This is a genomic window from Pseudomonas sp. Fl5BN2 (genome assembly GCF_009908205.1).
Lineage (GTDB): Bacteria > Pseudomonadota > Gammaproteobacteria > Pseudomonadales > Pseudomonadaceae > Aquipseudomonas.
This window is the reverse complement of the sequence record NZ_JAAARL010000003.1, coordinates 21,986-42,704: the sequence shown is the minus strand read 5'-3', so window position 1 is coordinate 42,704 and position 20,719 is coordinate 21,986. Positions and strand designations below refer to the sequence as shown.

23 protein-coding genes and 1 tRNA gene are annotated in these 20,719 nt (G+C 61.8%); 12 read left to right on the top strand and 12 right to left on the bottom strand.

What is annotated here, in order from left to right; translation table 11 throughout:
- Window positions 1-311 precede the first annotated feature (311 nt).
- The 6 genes from GV819_RS04690 to GV819_RS04665 all read left to right on the top strand — a co-directional run bounded on the left by GV819_RS04690 (window position 312) and on the right by GV819_RS04665 (window position 8,610).
- Window positions 312-2,489, top strand: a complete 2,178-nt coding sequence (locus GV819_RS04690) for a TonB-dependent siderophore receptor (RefSeq protein ID WP_161753965.1) — start codon at window positions 312-314, stop codon at window positions 2,487-2,489.
- Window positions 2,490-2,531: 42 nt separating this feature from the next.
- Window positions 2,532-3,932 carry an alanine racemase gene (locus tag GV819_RS04685; RefSeq protein WP_218579748.1) on the top strand — a complete coding sequence of 467 codons (1,401 nt, stop codon included), beginning with the start codon at window positions 2,532-2,534 and terminating at the stop codon, window positions 3,930-3,932.
- 26 nt (window positions 3,933-3,958) lie between these two features.
- Window positions 3,959-4,957: an ornithine cyclodeaminase gene (locus tag GV819_RS04680; RefSeq protein WP_161753963.1), complete on the top strand. Its 999-nt coding sequence runs from the start codon at window positions 3,959-3,961 to the stop codon at window positions 4,955-4,957.
- Entirely contained in the window at window positions 4,951-6,378 is a 1,428-nt protein-coding gene (locus GV819_RS04675) for an MATE family efflux transporter (RefSeq protein WP_161753961.1), read from the top strand. Before GV819_RS04680 ends, GV819_RS04675 begins: the two co-directional genes overlap by 7 nt.
- The gene (locus GV819_RS04670; protein WP_161753959.1) at window positions 6,375-7,511 is read left to right on the top strand and encodes an aminotransferase class I/II-fold pyridoxal phosphate-dependent enzyme; all 1,137 of its coding nucleotides are present in this window, start codon (window positions 6,375-6,377) and stop codon (window positions 7,509-7,511) included. The genes GV819_RS04675 and GV819_RS04670 overlap by 4 nt, the downstream gene beginning before the upstream one ends.
- Before the next feature lie 85 nt (window positions 7,512-7,596).
- Complete coding sequence (locus GV819_RS04665) at window positions 7,597-8,610, top strand: PLP-dependent cysteine synthase family protein (RefSeq protein ID WP_161753957.1); 1,014 nt, start codon at window positions 7,597-7,599, stop codon at window positions 8,608-8,610.
- Window positions 8,611-8,683: 73 nt separating this feature from the next.
- Here GV819_RS04665 and gabT read toward each other — a convergent pair whose 3' ends face one another.
- From gabT to GV819_RS04625, 8 genes are all read right to left on the bottom strand, one after another.
- On the bottom strand, window positions 8,684-9,964 hold the full coding sequence (gabT, locus tag GV819_RS04660) for a 4-aminobutyrate--2-oxoglutarate transaminase (RefSeq protein WP_161753955.1): 1,281 nt from the start codon (window positions 9,962-9,964) through the stop codon (window positions 8,684-8,686).
- Window positions 9,965-10,141: 177 nt separating this feature from the next.
- A complete protein-coding gene (gabD, locus tag GV819_RS04655; protein WP_161753953.1) occupies window positions 10,142-11,584 on the bottom strand; it encodes an NADP-dependent succinate-semialdehyde dehydrogenase in 1,443 nt (480 codons plus the stop codon).
- Between the two features lie 381 nt (window positions 11,585-11,965).
- On the bottom strand, window positions 11,966-12,280 hold the full coding sequence (locus GV819_RS04650; RefSeq protein ID WP_161753951.1) for a RebB family R body protein: 315 nt from the start codon (window positions 12,278-12,280) through the stop codon (window positions 11,966-11,968).
- 55 nt (window positions 12,281-12,335) lie between these two features.
- Window positions 12,336-12,650, bottom strand: a complete 315-nt coding sequence (locus GV819_RS04645) for a RebB family R body protein (protein ID WP_025128569.1) — start codon at window positions 12,648-12,650, stop codon at window positions 12,336-12,338.
- A 112-nt stretch (window positions 12,651-12,762) separates the two neighbouring features.
- Window positions 12,763-13,248 (bottom strand): hypothetical protein, encoded by a 486-nt coding sequence (locus GV819_RS04640; protein ID WP_161753949.1) that lies wholly within the window; start codon window positions 13,246-13,248, stop codon window positions 12,763-12,765.
- A gap of 146 nt (window positions 13,249-13,394) precedes the next feature.
- On the bottom strand, window positions 13,395-14,075 hold the full coding sequence (locus GV819_RS04635; protein ID WP_161753948.1) for a hypothetical protein: 681 nt from the start codon (window positions 14,073-14,075) through the stop codon (window positions 13,395-13,397).
- Between the two features lie 24 nt (window positions 14,076-14,099).
- Window positions 14,100-14,327: a RebB family R body protein gene (locus GV819_RS04630; protein WP_092318452.1), complete on the bottom strand. Its 228-nt coding sequence runs from the start codon at window positions 14,325-14,327 to the stop codon at window positions 14,100-14,102.
- 119 nt (window positions 14,328-14,446) lie between these two features.
- Complete coding sequence (locus GV819_RS04625) at window positions 14,447-14,989, bottom strand: RNA polymerase sigma factor (RefSeq protein ID WP_161753946.1); 543 nt, start codon at window positions 14,987-14,989, stop codon at window positions 14,447-14,449.
- Between the two features lie 188 nt (window positions 14,990-15,177).
- Here GV819_RS04625 and GV819_RS04620 point away from each other — a divergent pair.
- The 3 genes from GV819_RS04620 to GV819_RS04615 all read left to right on the top strand — a co-directional run bounded on the left by GV819_RS04620 (window position 15,178) and on the right by GV819_RS04615 (window position 16,093).
- Window positions 15,178-15,254, top strand: a tRNA-Arg gene (locus GV819_RS04620).
- Window positions 15,255-15,473: 219 nt separating this feature from the next.
- The gene (locus tag GV819_RS32920; protein ID WP_178124653.1) at window positions 15,474-15,629 is read left to right on the top strand and encodes a hypothetical protein; all 156 of its coding nucleotides are present in this window, start codon (window positions 15,474-15,476) and stop codon (window positions 15,627-15,629) included.
- 80 nt (window positions 15,630-15,709) lie between these two features.
- Window positions 15,710-16,093 (top strand): hypothetical protein, encoded by a 384-nt coding sequence (locus GV819_RS04615; RefSeq protein WP_161753944.1) that lies wholly within the window; start codon window positions 15,710-15,712, stop codon window positions 16,091-16,093.
- A 141-nt stretch (window positions 16,094-16,234) separates the two neighbouring features.
- On the opposite strand, the gene GV819_RS04610 is transcribed toward GV819_RS04615, so the two are convergent.
- Complete coding sequence (locus GV819_RS04610; protein ID WP_161753942.1) at window positions 16,235-17,629, bottom strand: ATP-binding protein; 1,395 nt, start codon at window positions 17,627-17,629, stop codon at window positions 16,235-16,237.
- Between the two features lie 107 nt (window positions 17,630-17,736).
- Window positions 17,737-17,985: a LysR substrate-binding domain-containing protein gene (locus tag GV819_RS04605; RefSeq protein WP_368668870.1), complete on the bottom strand. Its 249-nt coding sequence runs from the start codon at window positions 17,983-17,985 to the stop codon at window positions 17,737-17,739.
- Window positions 17,986-18,012: 27 nt separating this feature from the next.
- Here GV819_RS04605 and GV819_RS04600 point away from each other — a divergent pair, with 27 nt between their 5' ends.
- The 3 genes from GV819_RS04600 to GV819_RS04590 all read left to right on the top strand — a co-directional run bounded on the left by GV819_RS04600 (window position 18,013) and on the right by GV819_RS04590 (window position 19,597).
- The gene (locus GV819_RS04600) at window positions 18,013-18,195 is read left to right on the top strand and encodes a carbohydrate porin (RefSeq protein ID WP_161753940.1); all 183 of its coding nucleotides are present in this window, start codon (window positions 18,013-18,015) and stop codon (window positions 18,193-18,195) included.
- Between the two features lie 89 nt (window positions 18,196-18,284).
- Window positions 18,285-19,136: a hypothetical protein gene (locus GV819_RS04595; protein WP_161753938.1), complete on the top strand. Its 852-nt coding sequence runs from the start codon at window positions 18,285-18,287 to the stop codon at window positions 19,134-19,136.
- Complete coding sequence (locus GV819_RS04590; protein ID WP_161753936.1) at window positions 19,133-19,597, top strand: hypothetical protein; 465 nt, start codon at window positions 19,133-19,135, stop codon at window positions 19,595-19,597. Before GV819_RS04595 ends, GV819_RS04590 begins: the two co-directional genes overlap by 4 nt.
- A gap of 182 nt (window positions 19,598-19,779) precedes the next feature.
- Here the strand turns inward: GV819_RS04590 and GV819_RS04585 are convergent, their stop codons facing one another.
- On the bottom strand, window positions 19,780-20,223 hold the full coding sequence (locus GV819_RS04585) for a DUF805 domain-containing protein (protein ID WP_161754613.1): 444 nt from the start codon (window positions 20,221-20,223) through the stop codon (window positions 19,780-19,782).
- A gap of 28 nt (window positions 20,224-20,251) precedes the next feature.
- Window positions 20,252-20,608: a DUF4190 domain-containing protein gene (locus tag GV819_RS04580; RefSeq protein WP_161753934.1), complete on the bottom strand. Its 357-nt coding sequence runs from the start codon at window positions 20,606-20,608 to the stop codon at window positions 20,252-20,254.
- Window positions 20,609-20,719 lie beyond the last annotated feature (111 nt).

Here is a 20,719-nt window from a genome sequence, read left to right as displayed (position 1 = left end):
GGTGCACCTTAGTCAAAGCAGCAGGATTCATACAGGCCAAAACGCCGATGGCTCCGCAAAAATTCAACAAACTCCGTTGAAAAAAATCCTCCAGGCGCCGAGCGACCCACCGACAAGGGACAGCATAGTGCAGCGTTGCGCCAAAAAACAAAACGTTATAATGTATCCATTGATAACGGTTCTCATGCTGAGAGCTGACGCCAGCAGTGCCTTCGGCCTCAGTACCAGAGCCATGCTCATCGGCTAGCCACAGCGGTTGCAGGTTGGAACAGCGGCGCAATTGCACACTCCGTTGAGTTAAGGGACTACAGATGAACGAGTTGTACGGATCACCGGCACGCTGTGCCTTCACGGTTTTTGCCAGCGTTGTTTCAGCTTTCTCCGGCCTGCCTGCCGCCCAAGCACAAGAGACCGAAGACGAGCGCAAGGCGCCGGTCCTGGGCCTCGATGCAACCCGGGTCATTGCCCCACCGCTGAACGATGCCTTTGAAGTCAATGCCGGGGCATTCGGTGCCAAGAACACCCTGGAAATACCCTTGGTGATCCAGAGCTACGGAGCCAAGACCATCGCCGATTCGTCTGCGCGAACCGCAGTCGATGTACTGAGCCTGGACCCGTCGATCCTCAGTGCATCGGCCGGCAGTGGCTTCGACAACTTCCGCTTGCGCGGCTTCGCCATGGACAACTTCAACACCCTGCGCCGCGACGGCCTGACGCTGGCACCGCACCATGACGTGCCACTGGAAAACGTCGAGCGCATAGACGTACTCAAGGGCCCCTCGGGCTTTCTGTACGGCGTCAACTCACCCGGCGGCACGATCAACTACATCCTCAAGCGCCCGACCCGCGACCCGCTGCTCAATCTCACCCTGCAAGGTTCGTCGCTGACCGGCCGCTACGTGGCCATCGACAACAGCAACTCGATCGACGACGGCACGTTCGGCTACCGCTTGAATGCCGGCTACGAGAAAAACGGCGACTACGATCACGCCCGGGACCTGGAGCGCAAATTCATCGGCCTGGCCACCGACTTTCGCCTGAGCGACCGGGCGCTGCTGCAGCTCAATACCGACTGGTCGTGGAAATCCACGGTGGCCGACCCCTTGCTGCGAGCCGACCAGAGCCACCGCGCCAACCCGCTGGATGCTTCGAGCTATGTACGGCCACCCAGGGTCAACCGCCGCGACCTGCTCACCGGCTCCTGGTTCCGGCACCAGACCGAAGGCAAGAATATTGATGCCAAGTTCGAGTACAGCCTCGACGACAACTGGACCTCGATCACCCAGGCCAACTACTCGCGGGTCGAGCGCCACGGAGGCTACAACGACCTGTTCGACATCCAGCCCAACGGCGATATCGGCCGGGCCGACTTCTACGTCTCGCGCGGCGAGGTGTTCAGCACCTGGTCGTTGCAGTCCTACCTGGCCGGCAAATTCAACACCGGCACGCTCTACCACGATGTGTTCCTGGGTACCGGCTACAAGCAGTTCAAGGACCGCAGCCCGGCCTGGGACGACATCAACAGCGCTACACCGGGGATCAGCGTCGGTGATGTTTCAGTGGGCAATATCCTGCATCCGGTGCAACCGCCCAAACATCATTTCGGCCCGGAAAACGACATCGAATTCGTCTCCCGAATCAAGGAAAGCTCGGTATTCGCCAGCGACCTGATCTCCCTCAACGAGCAGTTCCAAGTGCTGCTCGGCGGTCGCTACATCTGGTACCGCGCCGATCATCTGTCGGCCAATGCCCAGCCCCAGAGCCACGACGTGTTTATCCCCAGCGGGGCACTGATCTATCGCCCGCTGGAAAACTTGATGACCTACGTGAGCTATTCCCGCGGCCTGGAAAAAGGCGACTACGCGCCCTGGAACGCCACCAACAAGAACCAGCCCACCGACGCCATCGAGTCCGAGCAATACGAGATCGGCCTCAAGGCCGAGATCGACTCGCGCATCAACCTGGGCCTGGCACTGTTCGAGATCCGCCGTAACGCCAGCTACCTGGATACCAGCAACACCTTCGTCAGCAAGGGCGAATATCGCCATCGCGGTATCGAACTCACGCTCAACGACCGCCTCACCGACTCACTGACCCTCAACGCCAACCTCGCCTACCTGGCGACCCGCCTCGAAGCCGTGGACGACATCAGCGTGGCCGGCAAGCGCACCGAGGGCGTGCCGAAATGGAAAGGCGCCCTGGGGGCCGAGTACCAGGTGCAAAGCCTGCCCGGCCTGTCTGTGGACAGCAGCCTGAGTATGGTCGGCAGCCGCCCGGTGGATCCGCAGAACAGCGGCTACATCCCCGGCTACGCCTTGCTCGACGCCGGTGCCAGCTACAAGACCCGCCTGGGCGGGACGCCGGTGACCTATCGGGTGCACGGCAAGAACCTGACCAACACCTATTACTACGCCAGCACCTACTACCAGGGCGGGCTGGAGGTGGGCCGCGAGCGTGAGGTGTTCTTCTCGGCCCGCTTCGAATTCTGACCTGAGCACCAGGCACGGCCCCAGACTCAACCAAGGATGAACATGTCAGTCATGCAGCAGCCCTCCTGCGATCACCCCATCGCCGCCGACCCTGGCAGCGTCTCACTGAGCAGCCTGCGGCACCCGCTGGTGGAACGACTTTTGCGCCACTACCCGGAAGAACTGCAGCGCCTGGTGGCAGGCCTGGGGTCGCCCCTGCACGTGATGTTGCCCCAGGTGTTCACGGAAAACCTTCGACGCTTCCAGCAGGCCTTCGCACAGAGCCCGGCCAGCGGCTCGCTGCTGTTCGCGAAGAAAGCCAATAAGGCCGACTGCCTGGTACAGGCCTGCGCAGCGCAACGAATCGGCGTCGACGTGGCCAGTGTCGGTGAGCTGGAAAAGGCCCTGGCCGGAGGGGTTGCGGGGCAACACATCGGGGTCTCAGGGCCGGAGAAAAGCGACCGTCTGTTGGCCCTGTGCATCAGTCATCAGTGCTTGCTGGCCATCGACTCCCTGGCAGAGTTGCAGCGCGTGCAACAGATGGCCCAACAACGCCAGCAGCCCGTCAACATCCTCTTGCGCTGGCAGCCCGACAGCCAGCCCGACAGCCGCTTCGGCCTCCAGGAACAAGAGTGCCAGGCGGCTATCGCCTACTGCTACGCGCAGCGTCAATGGCTGAAGCTGTTGGGGTTTTCCTTCCACCTCGGCGGTTACTCCGTGGCAGAGCGCGCCAGCACCGCCAACCAATTGCTCGAGCAATGCATCGCCGCCCGCAAAGCCGGCCTGGAACACTGCAGCAAGGTCAACCTGGGCGGTGGCCTGGCCGTGCGCTATGTCGACCCGCAGGCCTGGAAAGCCTTCTGCGAAAACAATCGCCCGGCCCATTACCACGCGGCTCGGGCCTTCGCCGGGTTCTATCCCTACGGCTCGCCCCGGGCCGGTGCCGAGGCCTTGGCGGACCTCCTCGCCAGCGCCGTTGGCGACGGCCTGAACCTGGGACAGAAGGCCGCCCGGCAGGCGATCGAACTGCTCATCGAGCCAGGGCGCGCGCTGCTGGACCAAGCCGGCCTCAGCGCGTTCCGGGTCCAGGCGGTCAAGGACCGCAGCACCAGCCACGGCTACGCCATGGTCACGGTCGAGGGCAGCAGCTTCAGCCTCTCGGAACAGTGGTTCAACAGCGAGTACCTGCCAGAGCCTGTGCTGCTCACCGCCAGCCCCCGCGAACCCGCGCCCTTTGTTGCCTGCATCGGCGGTTCGAGCTGCCTGGAGGCCGACATGCTGACCTGGCGCAAGATCCGCTTCGAGCACCCGGTGCGCCCCGGCGACCTGCTGCTCTACCTGAATACCGCCGGCTACCAGATGGACTCCAACGAGTCGCCCTTTCATGAGGCCCGGCTGCCCCACAAGGTGGTCGTCGAGCTCGACGGTCACGCCCTGCGCTGGAAGCTCGACGGGCTGGCGTGAGTTTTTGTTTGCCAAGAGGAATCAGGATGAACCGCTCAACGCAATACGCTGCCTCCGGCGAGCTCTGGGTGCTGCCGCAAACCGCCCTGGAAGACCTGGGTATACGTTATGTCGATGTGCTCAAAGTGGTGGAGCAGGCCTATATCGCCCTGCGCCAAGGCGATTCGCAAAACCCACTGAAGACCATCGTCGAACCTGCCGACCAGCGCTCCATCAGCTACTCCATGGTCGGCCGCGACGGCGCCAGCCAGACCTTGGGGTTCAAGGTGGTGTACGAACACGACCCGCAACGCCAGCGCGACGCCTACGGTTTTCACTCCTTCATCTTTCTCTGCGATGACCACAGCGGCCAACCCATCGCCTTGATGGACGTGGCCCAGCTGGGGCCGATGCGCACCTCCGCCACCTCGGCGCTGATGGCCCGGGCCGCCTGCCCCGAAGCGCGTACCGCGCTGGTGGTGGGCACGGGCGTGCAAGGACAGATGGCCTTGCCGATGCTGGTCGCCGCCCTGCCCGGCCTGGAGCGACTGCAGGTCTACGGCCATTACGCCGAAGGCCTCAAAGCCGTGCGCGAGCAACTGCAACGGCACTGCCCGGGGCGCGACGTCGAGGTGGTCAGCAACCTGCCTGAAGCCGCGGCGAACGCCGATATCATTCTTGGGGTCGCCGGCCTGACTGCCCGCCAGCAGGTCCGCCGTGCCTGGCTCAAGCCCGGTGCCGTGGCGGTGCTGGTGGGCTACGGGATCGATGCCGATGTGCTGCATGGCGCCGACTACCGCATTGCTACCGACAGCGCCCAGATGCGCGTCACCAGCGCCGACCTCGCCGCCGCCGACGGCAGCCTGCCGGCGGTGGATGCCGAGCTGCCGGACATCCTCCTTGGCCACGCACCGGCACGACGCCACGAGCAGGATGTGGTCTTCGCCTACAACAGCGGCATGGTGGTCACCGACGTCGCCCTGGGACGCTACCTGGCCGATCTGGCCCTGGCCGCCAACCGTGGACAGAGGGTCAAGCTATGGTGAACGCAAACCTGCGCGGCTGGCCGCTGTGGAAACTTGAATTCCTGCCCCTGCTGCTGCTCGCCGGGCCCTTGATCCTGACCAACCTGGCCCACGTCGCGCTGACCACCATCGATATCCTGGTGTTAGGCACCCTCGGCACCCGGGAGATCGCGGCCGGCGGTCTGGCTATCGCCCTGTTCAATCAACTGCGTACCACTGGCACCGGCCTGGTCACTGGCGTCAGCAATCTGGTGGCCCAGGCCAATGCGCGCCAGGACCCGCAGCAGATCAGCCACCTGCTGGTAGCCGGGCTGTTCTGGGCCACCCTCAGCGGCCTGCTGTTCATTGGCGTGCTGCTGCTTCTGGAGCGACCGCTGATCTGGCTCGGCCAGGACCCGCTGGTGGCCGCCGACACTGTGCGCTTCCTGAGCATCCTCGCCCCGGGCCTGCTGCCGTGCTTGTGGTTCCAGACCCTGCGGCACTTCACCGTCGGCCTCAAGCAACCCGGCCCCTTGCTGGCCATCACCCTGGTTTCCATCGGGCTCACCGTGGCCCTCAACTATGGGCTGGTGTACGGCAAGCTCGGCTTGCCGGCCCTGGGTTTCGAGGGCGTGGCCCTGACCAGCAGCCTGGTGTTCCTGCTGTCATGCCTGATGTTCCTCGCGGTGGTACTGAGCAACCGCACGCTGGCGCAGTACCTCGCCCCCAGGCAACTGCGCTGCTCCTGGGCGACCCTGCACGCGGTGTGGAAACTCGGCCTGCCCATCGCCGGGACCTACGCTTCGGAAGCGGGCTTCTTCAGCGTGCTGACCCTGCTGATCGGCACCTTGGGCATGGAGGCACTGGCCGCACAGACCGTGCTCAACCAGATCATCTACATCGTCTTCATGTTCTCTGCGGGGATTTCCCACGCGGCCTCGATCCACATCAGCGAAGCCTATGCCGCAGGCCACTATCCACGCGCCCGGCAACTGGGGCACATGGGGCTGGCGGCGGGCGGCCTGCTGATGCTGCTGTTCGCGGTGCTCTACCTGTTGTTTGCGCAGCAGATCGTCGGGCTGTTCATTTCCGCCGAGCAGGCCACCAACCAGGAGGTGCTGGCCCTGGCCGCCACTGGCCTGCTGATTGCCGCAGTGCTGCAATTCTTCGATGCCAGCCAGAACATCGGCAACGGCATCCTGCGGGGCATCGGCGACACCGCCGGGCCTTTTCGCATTTCCCTGTGCGGCTATTGGCTGGTAGGCCTGCCCGCCGCCTATGTGCTGGGGATACTCAATCCCAATGGCATCTATGGCATCTGGATCGGCCTGGCCATCGGCCTCGCGGTCACCGCCAGCCTGCTGCTGATCTCATTCGAGAAGCAGCTCAAGGCCCTGCTCGCCCAACCTCGACCGACCCCTCTCACAGCCGCTGGCGCCCAGACCACCAAGGAGCCGTCATGACCCCCTCGCCCTCGACAGCGGTGCTCAATCTGTTGCGCAGCAGCGTCAAGGCGCTGCCGGTGTATGACCCGGGGGCCGATCCGCAGCAGGTGGCACTGCGCTGCCCCGACAAGCCCCTGCTCAAGCTGTCCAACAACGAAAACCCCCTGGGCATTGCCCCTGCGGCCCTCACGGCCCTTGAGCAGCTCCCCGCCGACGCCTACAGCCGCTACCCGGACCCCGCGAGCCAGCGCCTGCGTCGGGCCCTGGGGGAGCAACTGGACAGCGATCCCGAACGCCTGATCATTGGCAACGGCTCGGAGAACCTGCTGGAGCTGTTGTGCCTGGCCTTCCTCGATCCCGCTGATCGGGTCGTCACCCAGTCGCCGTGCTTCGGCCTGCACGAGATTTTTCCGCTGATGATGGCGGCGCAGGTGATCAAGGTCGCAGCCAACCCGGACTTCTCCTGCAACCTCGCCGCCTGGCAAAGCGCATTGGCGCTGCCGACCAAGATGCTCCTGGTGAGCAACCCGTCGAACCCGCTGGGCACGATTTTCGATCAGCAGGCATTCGCCCAACTGATCGACTCGGCTCCCAACGACAGCTTGCTGGTGATCGACGAGGCCTACTACGAGTTCGCCTGCGCCGCTCCGGACTTCCCCGATGCCCTGCGGCTGCTGCGCGCCCAGCCACGGCCGTGGATCATCCTCCGGACTTTCTCCAAGGCCTATGGCCTGGCGGGGCTGCGGGTGGGCTACGGAATCGCCAGCGACCCCAGCCTGGTGCAGGCGCTGGACCGGGTTCGTACGCCCTACAACATCAACCTGGCGGCCCAGCATGCCGCGCTCGCGGCCCTGGGCGACCAGCAGCATGTGCAGCGCAGCAGGGCCTTTGCCGAACAGGCCCGAGAGCCATTGATAGCGCAACTCACCGCAGCAGGATTCAAGGTGGCGCCATCACGTACCAACTTCCTGTTCATCGACACCGGGGTCGATGCCCAGGAGGTCAACCGGCGCCTGCTGGACCAGGCAATCATCATCAAGGCATGGCGAGAGCCGGGCTACGAACGCTGCATCCGCATGTCCCTGGGGCTGCCCGAGGACAACGCACGGTTCTTTGCAGGCTTGCTGGCTGCCGTAGCAGCACGGCGTTGAACAGCCATGCCAGCCACTTCGCGACAACGCCGTCACTGCCTGACCCGAGCCCCTTTTACTGCCCGCTCAATACTCCGAGGTCATCATGCTTTCGCAACCCGCCACCTGCGGCATCAAGCACCGTGTTTCCGATCTGATCGGCGCTTCACCGCTGCTCCAGTTGTGTGCAACCGCCAACGGCAGCCAACTACTGCTCAAGCTGGAACAGTTCAACCCCACCGGCACCGCGAAGATTCGCATGGCCCGGCAAATGATCGATGAAGCTGAAGCCCAGGGCTTGCTGCAGCCCGGCGGCTGGATCGTCGAATCCACCTCGGGCAATACCGGCCTGGGCCTGGCACTGCTCGCGGCGGAACGCGGCTATCGCTTTACCGCGGTGGTCGATCATCACTCCTCGGCGGAAAAGCTGCGGGGCATGCAGGCCTTCGGCGCGCAACTGGTGCGGGTCGGCAGCGCCGACGGTGGCCTGGCCACCGCCGACCGCGATGCCACCGCCGAGCGGATCGCCCGGGAACAGGGTGCCTACTGGACCCAGCAGCACAACAACCCGGCCAACGCCAACGGTTATCAGGCCCTGGCCGAGGAGTTGCGCAACGTCCTGGGTGAACGGCTGCACTGCCTGTTTGGGGCAGTGGGCACCGGCGGTTCGCTGTGCGGCACTGCCCGCGCCCTGAAAGTCCATAACCCCGAGGTGCGCGTCATGGGGGTGGAACCCAGCGGCTCGGTGATTTTCGGCGGCCCCGGCGCCTGTTATCACCAGTCCGGGACGGGCACGCCGGAAGGCGCCGAGATCGGTGCGTTGATCGACTACCCACTGATCGATGCGGGGTTGAAAGTCTCCGACGCCCAAGCCTTCGAAACCGCCCGCTACCTGGCGCGCGAGCATGGCTTGCTGTTGGGCGGCTCGGCCGGCGGCGTGGTGTATCAGGCACTCAAGTACCTCCAGGACGCAGCACCGGGCAGCGTCATCGTCGCGCTGGTCTGTGATGGCGGCGAGAAGTACCTGGACACGGTGTTCAACGATGAGTGGATGGACCGTCATCAACTCTTCGATCCACGGGTCCAGCAGCAACTGGCGGGCTGGCTGGCCAGCGCCTGAATCACCAGCAAGAAAAAGCCGCTGGGCCAAAGGCGCCAGCGGCTTTTTTACAGCGGGCCTTCAGGCCCGGACATCACGCCAGCTCAGCGAAACACTCTTCGATGATTGCCAGGCCTTTGTCCAGTTGCTCGTCCGGCGAAGTCAGCGGAACCAGAACCCGCAGCACGTTGCCGTAGGTGCCGCAGGACAGCAGGATCAGGCCCTTGTCGCGGGCCTTGGCCACAACCTGTGCCACCGCGGCGGCGTTCGGCTTGTGGCTGTCGCCGTTCTCGAACAGCTCGACCGCGATCATCGCACCCAGGGCGCGCACTTCACCGATCACCGGGTACTTGGCCTGGATGGCCTTGAGGCCGGTGACCAAGCGCTCGCCGACAGCCTTGCAGCGGTCCAGCAGGTGCTCTTCCTCGAACACTTCCATCACCGCCAGGGCGGCGGCACAAGCGATCGGGCTACCGGCGTAAGTGCCACCCAGGCCGCCTGGAGCGATGGCGTCCATGTACTCGGCCTTGCCGCAGACACCGGCCAGCGGGAAGCCGCCAGCGATGGATTTGGCGAAGGTGGTCAGGTCGGCGGCAACGCCCATCTGTTCCATGGCGAAGAAGGTGCCGGTACGGCCAGCGCCAGTCTGCACTTCGTCAGCGATCAGCAGGATGCCGTGCTGGTCGCACAGGGCACGCAGGCGCTTCATGAACTCTTTGGGCGCAACGTAGAAACCGCCTTCGCCCTGCACCGGCTCGATGATGATCGCGGCGATGTCACGTGGCTCGGCATCGTTCTTGAAGATACGTTCGATGCTGGCGATCGAGTCGTCGATGCTCACGCCGTGCAGTTCGTTCGGGTACAGCGCGCGGAAAATGCCGCCTGGCATCAGGCCCATGCCGGCCGAGTAAGGCACGACTTTACCGGTCAGGCCCAGGGTCATCATGGTGCGACCGTGATAGGCGCCGGTGAAGGCGATCACACCAGCGCGGCCAGTGGCGGCACGGGCGATTTTCACGGCGTTTTCCACGGCTTCGGAACCGGTGGTCACCAGCAGGGTTTTCTTGGCGAAATCACCCGGGACCTTGGCGTTGATTTTCTCGCACAGTTCCACGTAAGGCTCGTAGGCCAGAACCTGGAAGCAGGTGTGGGTCAGCTTGTTCAGCTGCTCGGTCACTGCGGCAATGATTTTCGGGTGCAGGTGACCGGTGTTGAGCACCGCGATGCCGCCGGCGAAGTCGATGAACTCGCGGCCTTCAACGTCGGTGACGGTGGCGTTCTTCGCGCTGTCGGCGAAGATCGGGTGAATCTGGCCAACACCGCGAGGGACAGCGGCTTCACGGCGTTTCATCAGGGATGCGTTGGTCTTGCTCATAAAATCCTCATTCACCGCTCCTGGAGCGGCGTGATTCAAGGGTTGCGGGGCGGGGAAGAGACTGCGACAGCATGCGTTGATCGACTGTCGGAGCCTTCCCGGGCCACCTTGAAAAGTGCGTTTTTACAGCGGCGCAAAGGGACAGCGCTCTCGTGCCCCCCCGCGCTTGAAGCGAAATCAGATGCCCAGGCAGAGGTACTTGATTTCCAGGTAGTCCTCGATGCCGTACTTGGAACCTTCACGGCCCAGGCCCGAGGCCTTGATGCCGCCGAACGGCGCCACTTCGTTGGAGATCAGACCGGTGTTGACCCCGACCATGCCGTATTCCAGGGCTTCGGCCACGCGGAACACCCGACCCAGGTCACGGGCATAGAAGTACGAAGCCAGGCCGAACTCGGTGTCGTTGGACATGGCGATGACTTCGGCTTCGTCTTTGAAGCGGAACAGCGGCGCCAATGGACCGAAGGTTTCTTCCTTGGCCACCGCGGCATTTTTCGGCACGTTGGTCAGGATGGTCGGCTCGAAGAAGTTGCCTTCCATCGACTTGCCGCCCGCCAGCAGGGTCGCGCCTTTGCTCAGGGCATCGTTGATGTGCTCCTGGACCTTGGCCACGGCCTTTTCATCGATCAAGGGACCGGTGGTGGTGCCTTCTTCCAGACCGTTGCCGATCTTCAGCTTGGCCACGGCCACTTTCAGCTTCTCGGCGAACGCGTCGTAGACCGAATCCTGGATGTACAGGCGGTTGGCGCAGACGCAGGTCTGGCCGTTGTTGCGGTACTTGGAGATGATCGCGCCTTCGACGGCCTTATCCAGGTCGGCGTCGTCGAACACGATGAATGGCGCGTTACCGCCCAGCTCCAGGGAGACTTTCTTGATGTCCTTGGCGCATTCGGCCATCAGCTGGCGACCGATTTCGGTGGAGCCGGTGAAGGACAATTTACGCACGATCGGGTTGCTGGTCAGCTCGCCGCCGATGTCGCCGGCGCTGCCGGTCACCACGCTCAGCACGCCTTTGGGGATGCCGGCACGATGGGCCAGTTCAACCAGGGCCAGGGCCGAGAACGGGGTTTGCGAAGCAGGCTTGATCACCATGGTGCAACCGGCGGCCAGGGCCGGGCCGGCTTTACGGGTTATCATCGCCGCCGGGAAGTTCCACGGGGTGATGGCTGCGGTCACGCCGATCGGCTGCTTGATCACGATCAGGCGCTTGTCGGGTTGATGGCCGGGAATCACGTCACCGTAGATGCGTTTGGCTTCTTCGGCGAACCACTCGATGAACGAGGCGGCGTAGGCGATTTCGCCCTTGGCTTCGGCCAGTGGCTTGCCCTGCTCCAGGGTCATCAGGCGACCGAGGTCGTCCTGATTTTCGATCAGCAATTCGTACCAGCGGCGCAGCTTGTTGGCGCGCTCTTTGGCGGTCAGGGCACGCCAGGCCGGCAGGGCCTTGTCGGCGGCTTCGATGGCGCGGCGGGTTTCGGCGGCGCCCATCTTTGGCACGGTACCGAGGATCTCACCGGTAGCGGGGTTGTTGACCTTGATCGTCTGACCATTGTCCGCGTCGACCCAAGCCCCATCGATGAAGGCTTGTTGGCGGAACAACTGGGCGTCTTTGAGCTGCATGTCGGCTTCCTTAACAGCACCGCGCATACGCGGGGCGAATTGTGATTGTAGAAAGGCACCTGGTCAGAGGAGTGAGCGCTGTCGCGCGGTCACCGGCCAGTGACAAGGCTGCCGTCAGGAAAATCGTTCACTGGGTTGAAGCACGAAAATATCGCACACAAGGATAGACGTGCAGTTGGGCACCCAGGCAAGAGCGTTTGAAATCTCAAACGAATCCTAGGGTCAACGGGGGTAAAGGACAATAGGCTGTTCGAAAAAAAGAACGTAAAGGCGCTTGGCGGTAAAAAACCCGGATCAGCAGCCCAAGTCGCCGGGCAAACGACAGCGCCCCCGCAGCCTGCAATAGGCGGCGGGGGCGCTGGCGTGACGCCTTGGTGACGGTCAGCTGTTGAACGACTTGAGCACCGTCAACAGGCTGGTGAGGTTGTCGGTCACACCGCCCTGGGCGACTTTCTCGGTGGCCGCCGCACCGGCGGTGGTATCGACGCTGTAGATCTGCATCACGCCCTGGTTGGTAGCCGCCTGGGCCAGGGTGTTTTGCTGCTGCTGCGCCGAAACCGAGTTCTGGAACAGGATGGCCACGGACTGGCCCATGGATTGGTAGATGGTGCCCATCGACATGGCCGGCGCTTCGGCGACGACCTTGACGTTGGTCTGGGTGACGGCATCGGTGATTTGCGGACTGACTGTGCTCATAAAAACTCCATTTTTTAGCAGGAACAACTTAGGTGGTGATCACGCTTTCAGCGACTCAGCCCTGGAAGGACTTGAGCACCGTCAGCAGGCTGGTGAGGTTGTCGGAAACCCCGCCTTGGGCAACCTTCTCGGTGGCCGCAGCGCCAGCGGTGGTGTCGACGCTGTAGATCTGCATCACCCCCTGGTTGGTCGCGGCCTGGGCCAGGGTGTTTTGCTGCTGCTGCGCCGAGACCGAGTTCTGGAACAGGATCGCGGTGGCCTGGGCCATCGATTGGTAGATGGTGCCCATCGCCATGGCCGGCGCTTCAGCGACGACCTTGACGTTGGTCTGGGTGACGGCATCGGTGATTTGTTCGTTTACAAGTGGCATGGCTCAACTTCCTTTGTTAGAACACGGAGCATTCCGTGTCATTGAGTGAACGTGGCAAGCCTTTTCCTGTGAACCCGGGCCCCTGGCGCCAGTGGCTTATTTCAGCGGGGGGTTATTGCCCACTGCCCGCAATCACCTGCTGGAGGGTGTCTTCGACTTTCTGCGCCAGCTCGGCCAGGCGGACCTCGACCGCAGCCTTCACTTCTTGCTGCACCAGGTCTGTGATCATCCCCTTGAGTGCGGGGTCATCCACCGCAGGCGGCGGTGGCGCAGCCGGGGCCTGGGCCAGGGAGCCGGCAGCCGCCAGCAGTTGCTGCAACACCAGTTCCCGGGCCTGGGGATTGTTCTGGCTGGCGGCTTCGGGGCCGGCCACCTGATCGATCACCTGCCGGGTGCGCTGCTCGTCGTTGCGGATCAGTTCCATGGCTCGCTGGCGCGCCTGGTCGACGCTTTGTTGCGAGGCCTGGGAAAGGTCCAGCGGCTTGTTCTGCACAAAGGCCTCCAGCACCTGGCGTTCGACCACGGTCAACGGGCGCTTCAAATAGGCTTCGGCAAAACTGAGGATCGTCGCGATCGCATTGGGGGCTTCATTCGCCATCTCATGCTCCTTATTGATGAATGGCGTTGAAGCGCTGGGCACCGGGTCCGTCGAACTTCAACGCCAGGGGGACAAGGGACACGCACCAGCGCGAGCCCTCGGGCACAAGCTCCCCAGGCGCCTTGCGCGCCCGAGGGCCGTGGGTTTCAGGAGGACGCCGCTCGATTGGCCAGGGTGGCGCTGTACTTGGCGATGCTGGCGTCGATCTTGTCGATAGCCACACTCGCCGCTTCGGCTTCCATGGCCCCGGCGGCAGCCGCTACCGCCGCCGCGGCCCCCACCAGCAGGTCCGTGGCCAAGGCGCCCAGGGCATCCTCGGCCGCGCCCTTGATGTTCTCTTTGACGATGTTTTCGGTCATCTGCTTGAGCAGCACCGCCTGGGCCGCCAGCGCCAGCTTGCTGACCCCATCGAAGTACCCCGCCGCCGACTGCGCCACCAGGCCCGCGGCCTGGCTGATCATCATGTCCGGCGCGATCGCGATCTGTGCCGGGGCATAGCTGAAGGTCTGGGCATTGGTGAACTGCACCGCCTGGACGATCTGGCTGTTCAGGGCCGCGGTGCTGTCCGTGCTGGGAGTAGCGGCCTGTTTCAGCATCTGCTCGTTCATGGTCTCCATCACCGAAGAGCGCGCAGTGCCCGCGGGCGACTTCGACAGCGGAGGACCCGCCGCCGAGTCGGCGCCTGCAGGCTCGGGCGCCGGAGTGGCAGCACTCACCGAGGCCGCAGCCGGATCGGTGGCCGGAACAGCGGTACTCGGGTCGCCAGCGGCCGTCACGGTTTCATCGGCCGCAGCTGCAGGTGGAGTTTTCTTCTTGAACCACGCCATGACGATTCTCCCGGGCCATCAGCCCTACTCGCCGATCGCCATGATCAGCGCCACGGCCTTGGACACCACCGCATTGGAAATCTGGTTCAGCGCCTGCTGGCTGTTGACCGCGTTCTGCAACGACAACCCCGTCGAATGACTTGCCACCTGATACAGCGAGGCGATGGCCTGGGCCGGGGCCTCGGCCACCACTTTGACGTTGGTCTGGGTGACGGCATCGGTGATCTGCGAGTTGACCATTGGATCTGGCATACATCTCTCCTTAGATGGAATGGCCCACCGCAGGGGCGGCGGCGCCGGCTACAGCGTCGAAAAACAGGCTCACTGAAGGAGAACGCCTCAGCGGGCCGGCTGTGAATCTTCGCGGTGGATCAGCGCAACTGCGCCCGCAACAGCTGTACATGCTTGCGCGCCAGGGGCTGGTTCATCCCCAGCTCGGCGGCAATGTGCGGATAAGGCAGGTCATCGACAAACTTGAGTTCAAACAACCTGCGCTTCTTCAGCGGCAGTTGCGCCACCCGTCGACTGAGCAGGGCCAGGGCTTCCAGCAACTCCACTTGCTCCAGCACCGATAACTGCGGAGCCTCCAGCTGCTGCAGAGGATCCTGTTCGAAATCGGCGAAATCCACGAACAGGCGCTGCTCCCGGGCTCGCCGGCGGCAACTGTCGAGAAACACATGATCAAGCACCAGGAACATGAAGCCCTGGGGGTCACGGATCCGCTCCGGCGACCGGCGAAAGAACAACAGCGCCTTGATCGCCGTGGCCGCCAGCCACTCCTGGGCGCCATCGGCATTGCCTCGCGCCAACTGTCGGGCACGCCGCTGCAACCCGGGCAACACCGCCTTCCAGCTCGCCTCGAACAGTTGGTCCGCCAGCGCTGCCTGCAGGCCGTCTTGCATCGAACAGTTCATTTCCCGCACCTCCCTGTGCCCCGTGATTGCACGGATGTGGCTGCAGGGTGCGCGGGGCCGCACGGCCGGTTCAGCGGGAAAAACTGCCGCTATGGCCCGGGTTTCCGGGGATTGCCGACGGCTGGAGAAGCTCGATGAAAACCGGCGTGGACGCCCCGAGTCGACATAGGTATGATGTCGCCCGCACTGCATCCGTAGCTCAGCTGGATAGAGTACTGCCCTCCGAAGGCAGGGGTCGTGGGTTCGAATCCCGCCGGGTGCACCAGCTTTAACGAGAAAGCCCCAGGTCTGATGACCTGGGGCTTTTTTGTTTTTTGTCTTGTACCGTAACCTCGTTGCGGTGACCTCCTCGCGTCTCCTACCAATCTTCTGAAACGCCCTCCCCGATACTGGCAATCCAAAAAAAGACTGCTAGGGTCTTTGCGACAGAAAAAAGTAACAAGGATCGCTACTGATATAGCGAACATCGTCAAGGAGCCAGACCATGAGCAACAAAACCTTCAGAGTGACTTACACGCGTACTGGTAGCTCATCAGTTTCAACTACAAGTGTTCAAGCCAGCAGCGCCAGTCAGGCCAAAGAGAAGATCAAAGAGAGAGAACGAGGTAATGCCAAAATCATCTCCGCGGTGGAGGTTTAACGGGCAACAGTCAATGTTCTTCTAGCAAAAGCCCGTAGTTAAACGGGCTTTTGTCTTTATCTTCAAGCAAGGACAACACCATGGATTGGAAGAGCTTGCTAAACACCGCCATCGACAAGGGCAAGGAAGCGGTCAAGACGACAGTCACCAAAGAAAATATCATCAAGGCCACCAAGTATGTCGCCCAAGAGGGTATGCGCGCACTCAAGGAGCAAAGCGAAAAACTTCAGGATGCCAAGGAGCAATTCAGCACCTGCAATGACGAAGAGTTAGTGAAGATTTCGCGAACCGACGCGTCTACTCACAATCGCACCGCTGCAAACAGGCTTTTACACGACCGCCATGCATATCTGGATGAACAATCTAGAGAACAGCTAATGGCCATTGCCAAGGGCGAAACCGGGGCAAGTATAGGAGAGCGTTACGCCGCTGCAAACGCCATAAAAATGGGTAAAACGGACTAAAGCCGACCTCAGCGCACATTTCTCACTGACCGTTGAGGCCTAGTAACAAATACTCATTTGTGAACACTTCAGACCTCTTATACCCACCCTGCTTCGACGATACCGCTCATTCTCGAAGGCACACCCTAATCAGTCCCGCCGTCATATGAGCACTTCCCAACTCCCGCCTTTGGTTGGCCCCACATGCCGGACCACTCCGGCTGCTCGCAACTTGTCCATGTGATATTTGACCCCATCAGGGCTCAGGCCAAGCTGTTTTGCCAGATCGCGCCGAGTGGCCAGCGGCTGCTGACGCAACAGGGCGACGATCTGCCCGCGAACCGTTTCCGAGCTGATTTCTTGGGTAGTTTCTTGGGTAGTTTCTTGGGTAGTTTCTTGGGTAGTCATCTCCACCACCGTCAGGGCCGCCTCACCCAAGGCCTCAACCAGCTGTGCCGGATCAGCACGAAAAGTGAGCATCAGACCGGACAAGCTGATATCGAACAGCGGCGAGCCAATACCGTGCTTGCGGCACTCGCTGAAAATCTTCTCAATGCCCCGCCCCCAGGACTCCACATAACCGGCACGGAAAAATGCCGAAGCCAGCAGCGGGTTGAAAGGATGGGACGGATGCTTGGCCAGCAGCTGCTCCCGGGTCCAGTGCTCAGGCAACTGCCCTGGGTTCCAGAGCACGATCTGGTGGTCATAGACACTGACCTGGATCGGGATGCCGCTGGCGTAATCCTTGTGGATCACTGCATTGAGCAGCGCCTCGCGCAGGGCCTGCAAGGGGAACAGATAGCGTTCCACACGCTGAATGCCCTCGTAGCGGATGTACGCCTTGAGGTATTTGCTGTGCAACAGCTCCAGCACCTTTTCCACCTGGGAGAACAGGTCTCCATGGATTTCATCCTGATAACGCAGATCGTCATCGGTGATGAAAAAACCAAGCTTGATATAGGCGCCGGGGACAAACCGTTCGGGTTGGTTGCCAAACAACAGGGCCGTGGCTCGCTTGAGGTACTGCCCCTCTTCCAGTTGCAGACTGGCCAGCAGGGCGGTGTCGCTGTCTTCCAGTACGGCTTCGTCCACCCGCCCACTTTTCGCCGCACGGGTGCGAAACCCCTGCAGCGCGGCGGGCAGGCAATCATCCAGGCCGAGGCCGGGCAAAGGCACGCCATCCCAGTGCAGGCCCTGCTTGCGCAACAGAAAGCGTGACAGCGCCGCGCCCTTCAGCTCCTGCTTGGTACTGCCACTGCGGTAGTGGTACTCCCCCTTGTAGCTGACCGGGCTAGGATAGGCAGGCACCACAATCTGCAACAGCGTCTTGCCAGCTTCCTGATGCAGATTCACCGCCACCATGATGCCCAGCACATCGCGCACCTTATTGGGAATCTCCTCCAAAAGACGTGCTGCATTGACCACGTCTACCGGCGCCCCGGCATCGTTACGCCCGATCTCCAGGACACCACCCGCGGCATTGGCAAAGCCGCATATCCATTTCAGGTACTCATCGCGCCAAGTTGCCTTCCATTCCTTTTGCTGGTGTTCGCTCATACCCATCGGATCCTTCCAGAGGAGAGCCATTGCCCCGTGCATCGTTTAAAGCAGCGTCACCGCCGACATGCAAAACCACTTAGTAACCAAAGCTTTCATTCTCGGCGCTATGCCCTCTCGCGCAACATCTTCAAGAAAATCTCCAGCTCGCGGCTCTGCGGCTCATCCTTCCTCAGCATCACCCCGAACGGGCTCAATTGCTCTTCGATCTCCAGGCCCAGCGCCGCGAGCAAGCCGGTGTGCACGTGATCACGAACCACAGTATCGGTGAGCATCAGGATCGCGTCGGTGATTTGCACCAGCTGCAACATGGCGAACACCGAGGTGCATTCGATCACGTCGCAGGGCGAGGCCACGTCGAGCGGGGCGAAAGCGTGAGCTCCATGGATAATGCGCTCTACTTGCCGGAGCAGAAACGCGAGTACAGCGTCGAGATCAACTACGGCTACCAGGCGACCAAATGGCTGATGGTGCGGCCTCACCTGCAATACGTGAAATACCCAGGCGGGCTGACCCAGACCGATTCAGCGGTGGTGGGCGGGGTGCAGCTCATCGCCGACTTCTGAGGCTCTGCGCCGCGCCTGTACCTCGCCGGCCGGGGCTGTCCTGGCGGGGCGCAACTTGCTACATTCACGGCCCCGGACAGGAGGTCTCGATGCTGCACCATCCCTTGCTCAATCAGCCGTACCAGCCAGACCTGCGTTGCTGGATCGGCTGTTTCATCGGCTATGACATGCCCCCGGCCCTGGACGCCGAGCTGAGCCGCTACGACCCCAACGACCTTAATGACCGTGAATACCTGATCCGCCACTACTGCCTGGCACGCCGCAATGCTCGGGAGAATTTCCGTCATCGGCAACGGCTGGTGGAGGTGCTGCAAGCAGCCCTGGACGACCCGGACTTCGACTTCGAAGACGTCTGGGAACCCATTGAAGACGACTACCAAGACGATCAGTGGCCCGCAGGTTGGCCTGCGTTTATCGACGATAGCCGGGGCTTCTTTCAACAGCTGCTACTGGCGGCCCGAGAACGCTGGCACGACGATCTGCTCCGGGCCCAGTTGCCATCGTTGGCGCAGTGCCGGGCAATCCCGGCGCGTGATCGCGGCTCCTGCGACTGGCTGTTCAGCATCGACAACTGCGAAGCCTGGAAAGCCGTATTCGGGCTGGCCGCGACGCCCCATGACCTGGAAACTCCCGGACCGCAGTTTCAAGACGAACAGTTGAGTGTGCGCTTGGCTGGCGAACTGCCGCGCCAGGCCCTGCCCTCCACCTGGCCGGTCAGCCAGGCCCTGACCCACTGCAATTTCGAACTGCACGTCCGGGGCATCAGTGAACTGGCGCTCAGCGGCACGCGTTTCGACGGGCACATGCGTACCCAGTTGACCCGCTTTAACCCTGGTTATTACCTGCGCCTGGAAATCGGTTTCGACTGCGTCATCGAGTGTGTGGCGCTGTCTGTCAGCATTACGGATGTGCAAGGTTCACGAGCGGAAAACCAATCATGAAAAGCAACTTTGAAGAGGCCCTGGAACGTCAGGAAATTCCCCAGTTCTTTCGCGGCCAGGGCCAGTATCTGACCCGGGATGGCGATTGGGATGAACATCTGTTCTGCATCAACTGGCCGGGGATCTTCGCTTACCTGCGAGACCACGCGGACGGCGAGCAACAGTTGAGCGCCAGCTTCGAGCTCTATGTTTACAGCGTCGAGGAAACCTTCGAGGATTGCTTCGGCCTGCGGGAAAACCTGTTCGGCTACTACTCCACCCGAACCCGCTGGGCCCCTGATAGCACCGACCTGCTAGCGCAGTTGCCGCAGCGTTGTCGGCGGCGGATCGTCGCGCGTCTGAGCTGGTATCGCTGGCAGGTGGAAAACCATGTCCGGCTGCTACCGGAGCGAGCGCGGCGCATGGCCGCGGACGGCGCTGGCGCCGAATTCACCGACCTGCCTGCCTCGCCCTACGCCTGAACGTAGCGGCCGCCGGGATTATGAATCCTCGGCACCTGCAACCTGAGCCAAACCGATTAGGTGGTGGCGGATAGAGTGCCGTTTATCGCTGATTTCCAAAGCGATTTACCGGATCCGACACCTCTTGAACAAAAAAGGGTGGCCAATGTGGCCACCCCTTCAACAGTCCTGGAAGACTAAATTCAAGCAATCGCTTTAGGGTTGGGACCAAAGCGGTTGTCACCCGGCTGACCGTCTTTGACCAGGAAGTACAAGTTGACGAACGGCAGCAAAATCCACCACCCGCTGTGATCAGTATCATGCATCCGGCGTACCGCCACAGCCAGACTCGGCAAGAACACTGCAAGGCTATACAGATTCGAGAGCAAACCCTTGCCCCCAAAAAAGCCTTCGATAAAGCCAATCCCCAAAGCAATCAGAAAGTTGATCAGAAAAAACATCCAGTATTCTTTTCTGCGAGCACGCCCCGTGAACACTGCATATTTTTTGAGTACTTCGACATACCAGTTGCCCGTCACAGCAGGCGTACTGGGTGCGATATTTTGAATCGCCTGCTGAGCACCACATTGTGGACACGACAATGCCGAGCTATGAATTTCTTTTGCACAACCACGGCAAAAAACCATATTCATTTACTTCTCCTTTTGTAATTCACTAATCTAGCGATAAACCCAAAGACACCATTAGCGCGATCGCGGAAAGCACAACACCCGTAATCGCCATACCATTGCCCGGCTTTTTCTTGTTGATGCTGATGATGCCCGACACAAGGCCCGCGAAGGAGAAGATGCCCAATCCCAATATCTCCTCATGACCCCACTCGGAGTCATCAAACAACATCAGTGCACTGGCAATACCCAGCACCAATGAAACAATCGCCACCCAGGGCGAACCTCGCGAGTCGGGCTGTGCCGCCAGCGCGACCACCGCCTGAGCAGCTCCACACCCAGGGCAAGTCAGTGCGCTTTCATGTATTTGCTTGGCACACCCACGACAAAACACCATTCCCATAATTGCTCCTTTTCCCTTTCAAACCAGTTCTGTCAATGCCGAACATTCAACGGTATGCACTTGCTCCCATGCTCACCCCGAGTATGGAATCCATCGTTATCTACCGACCCC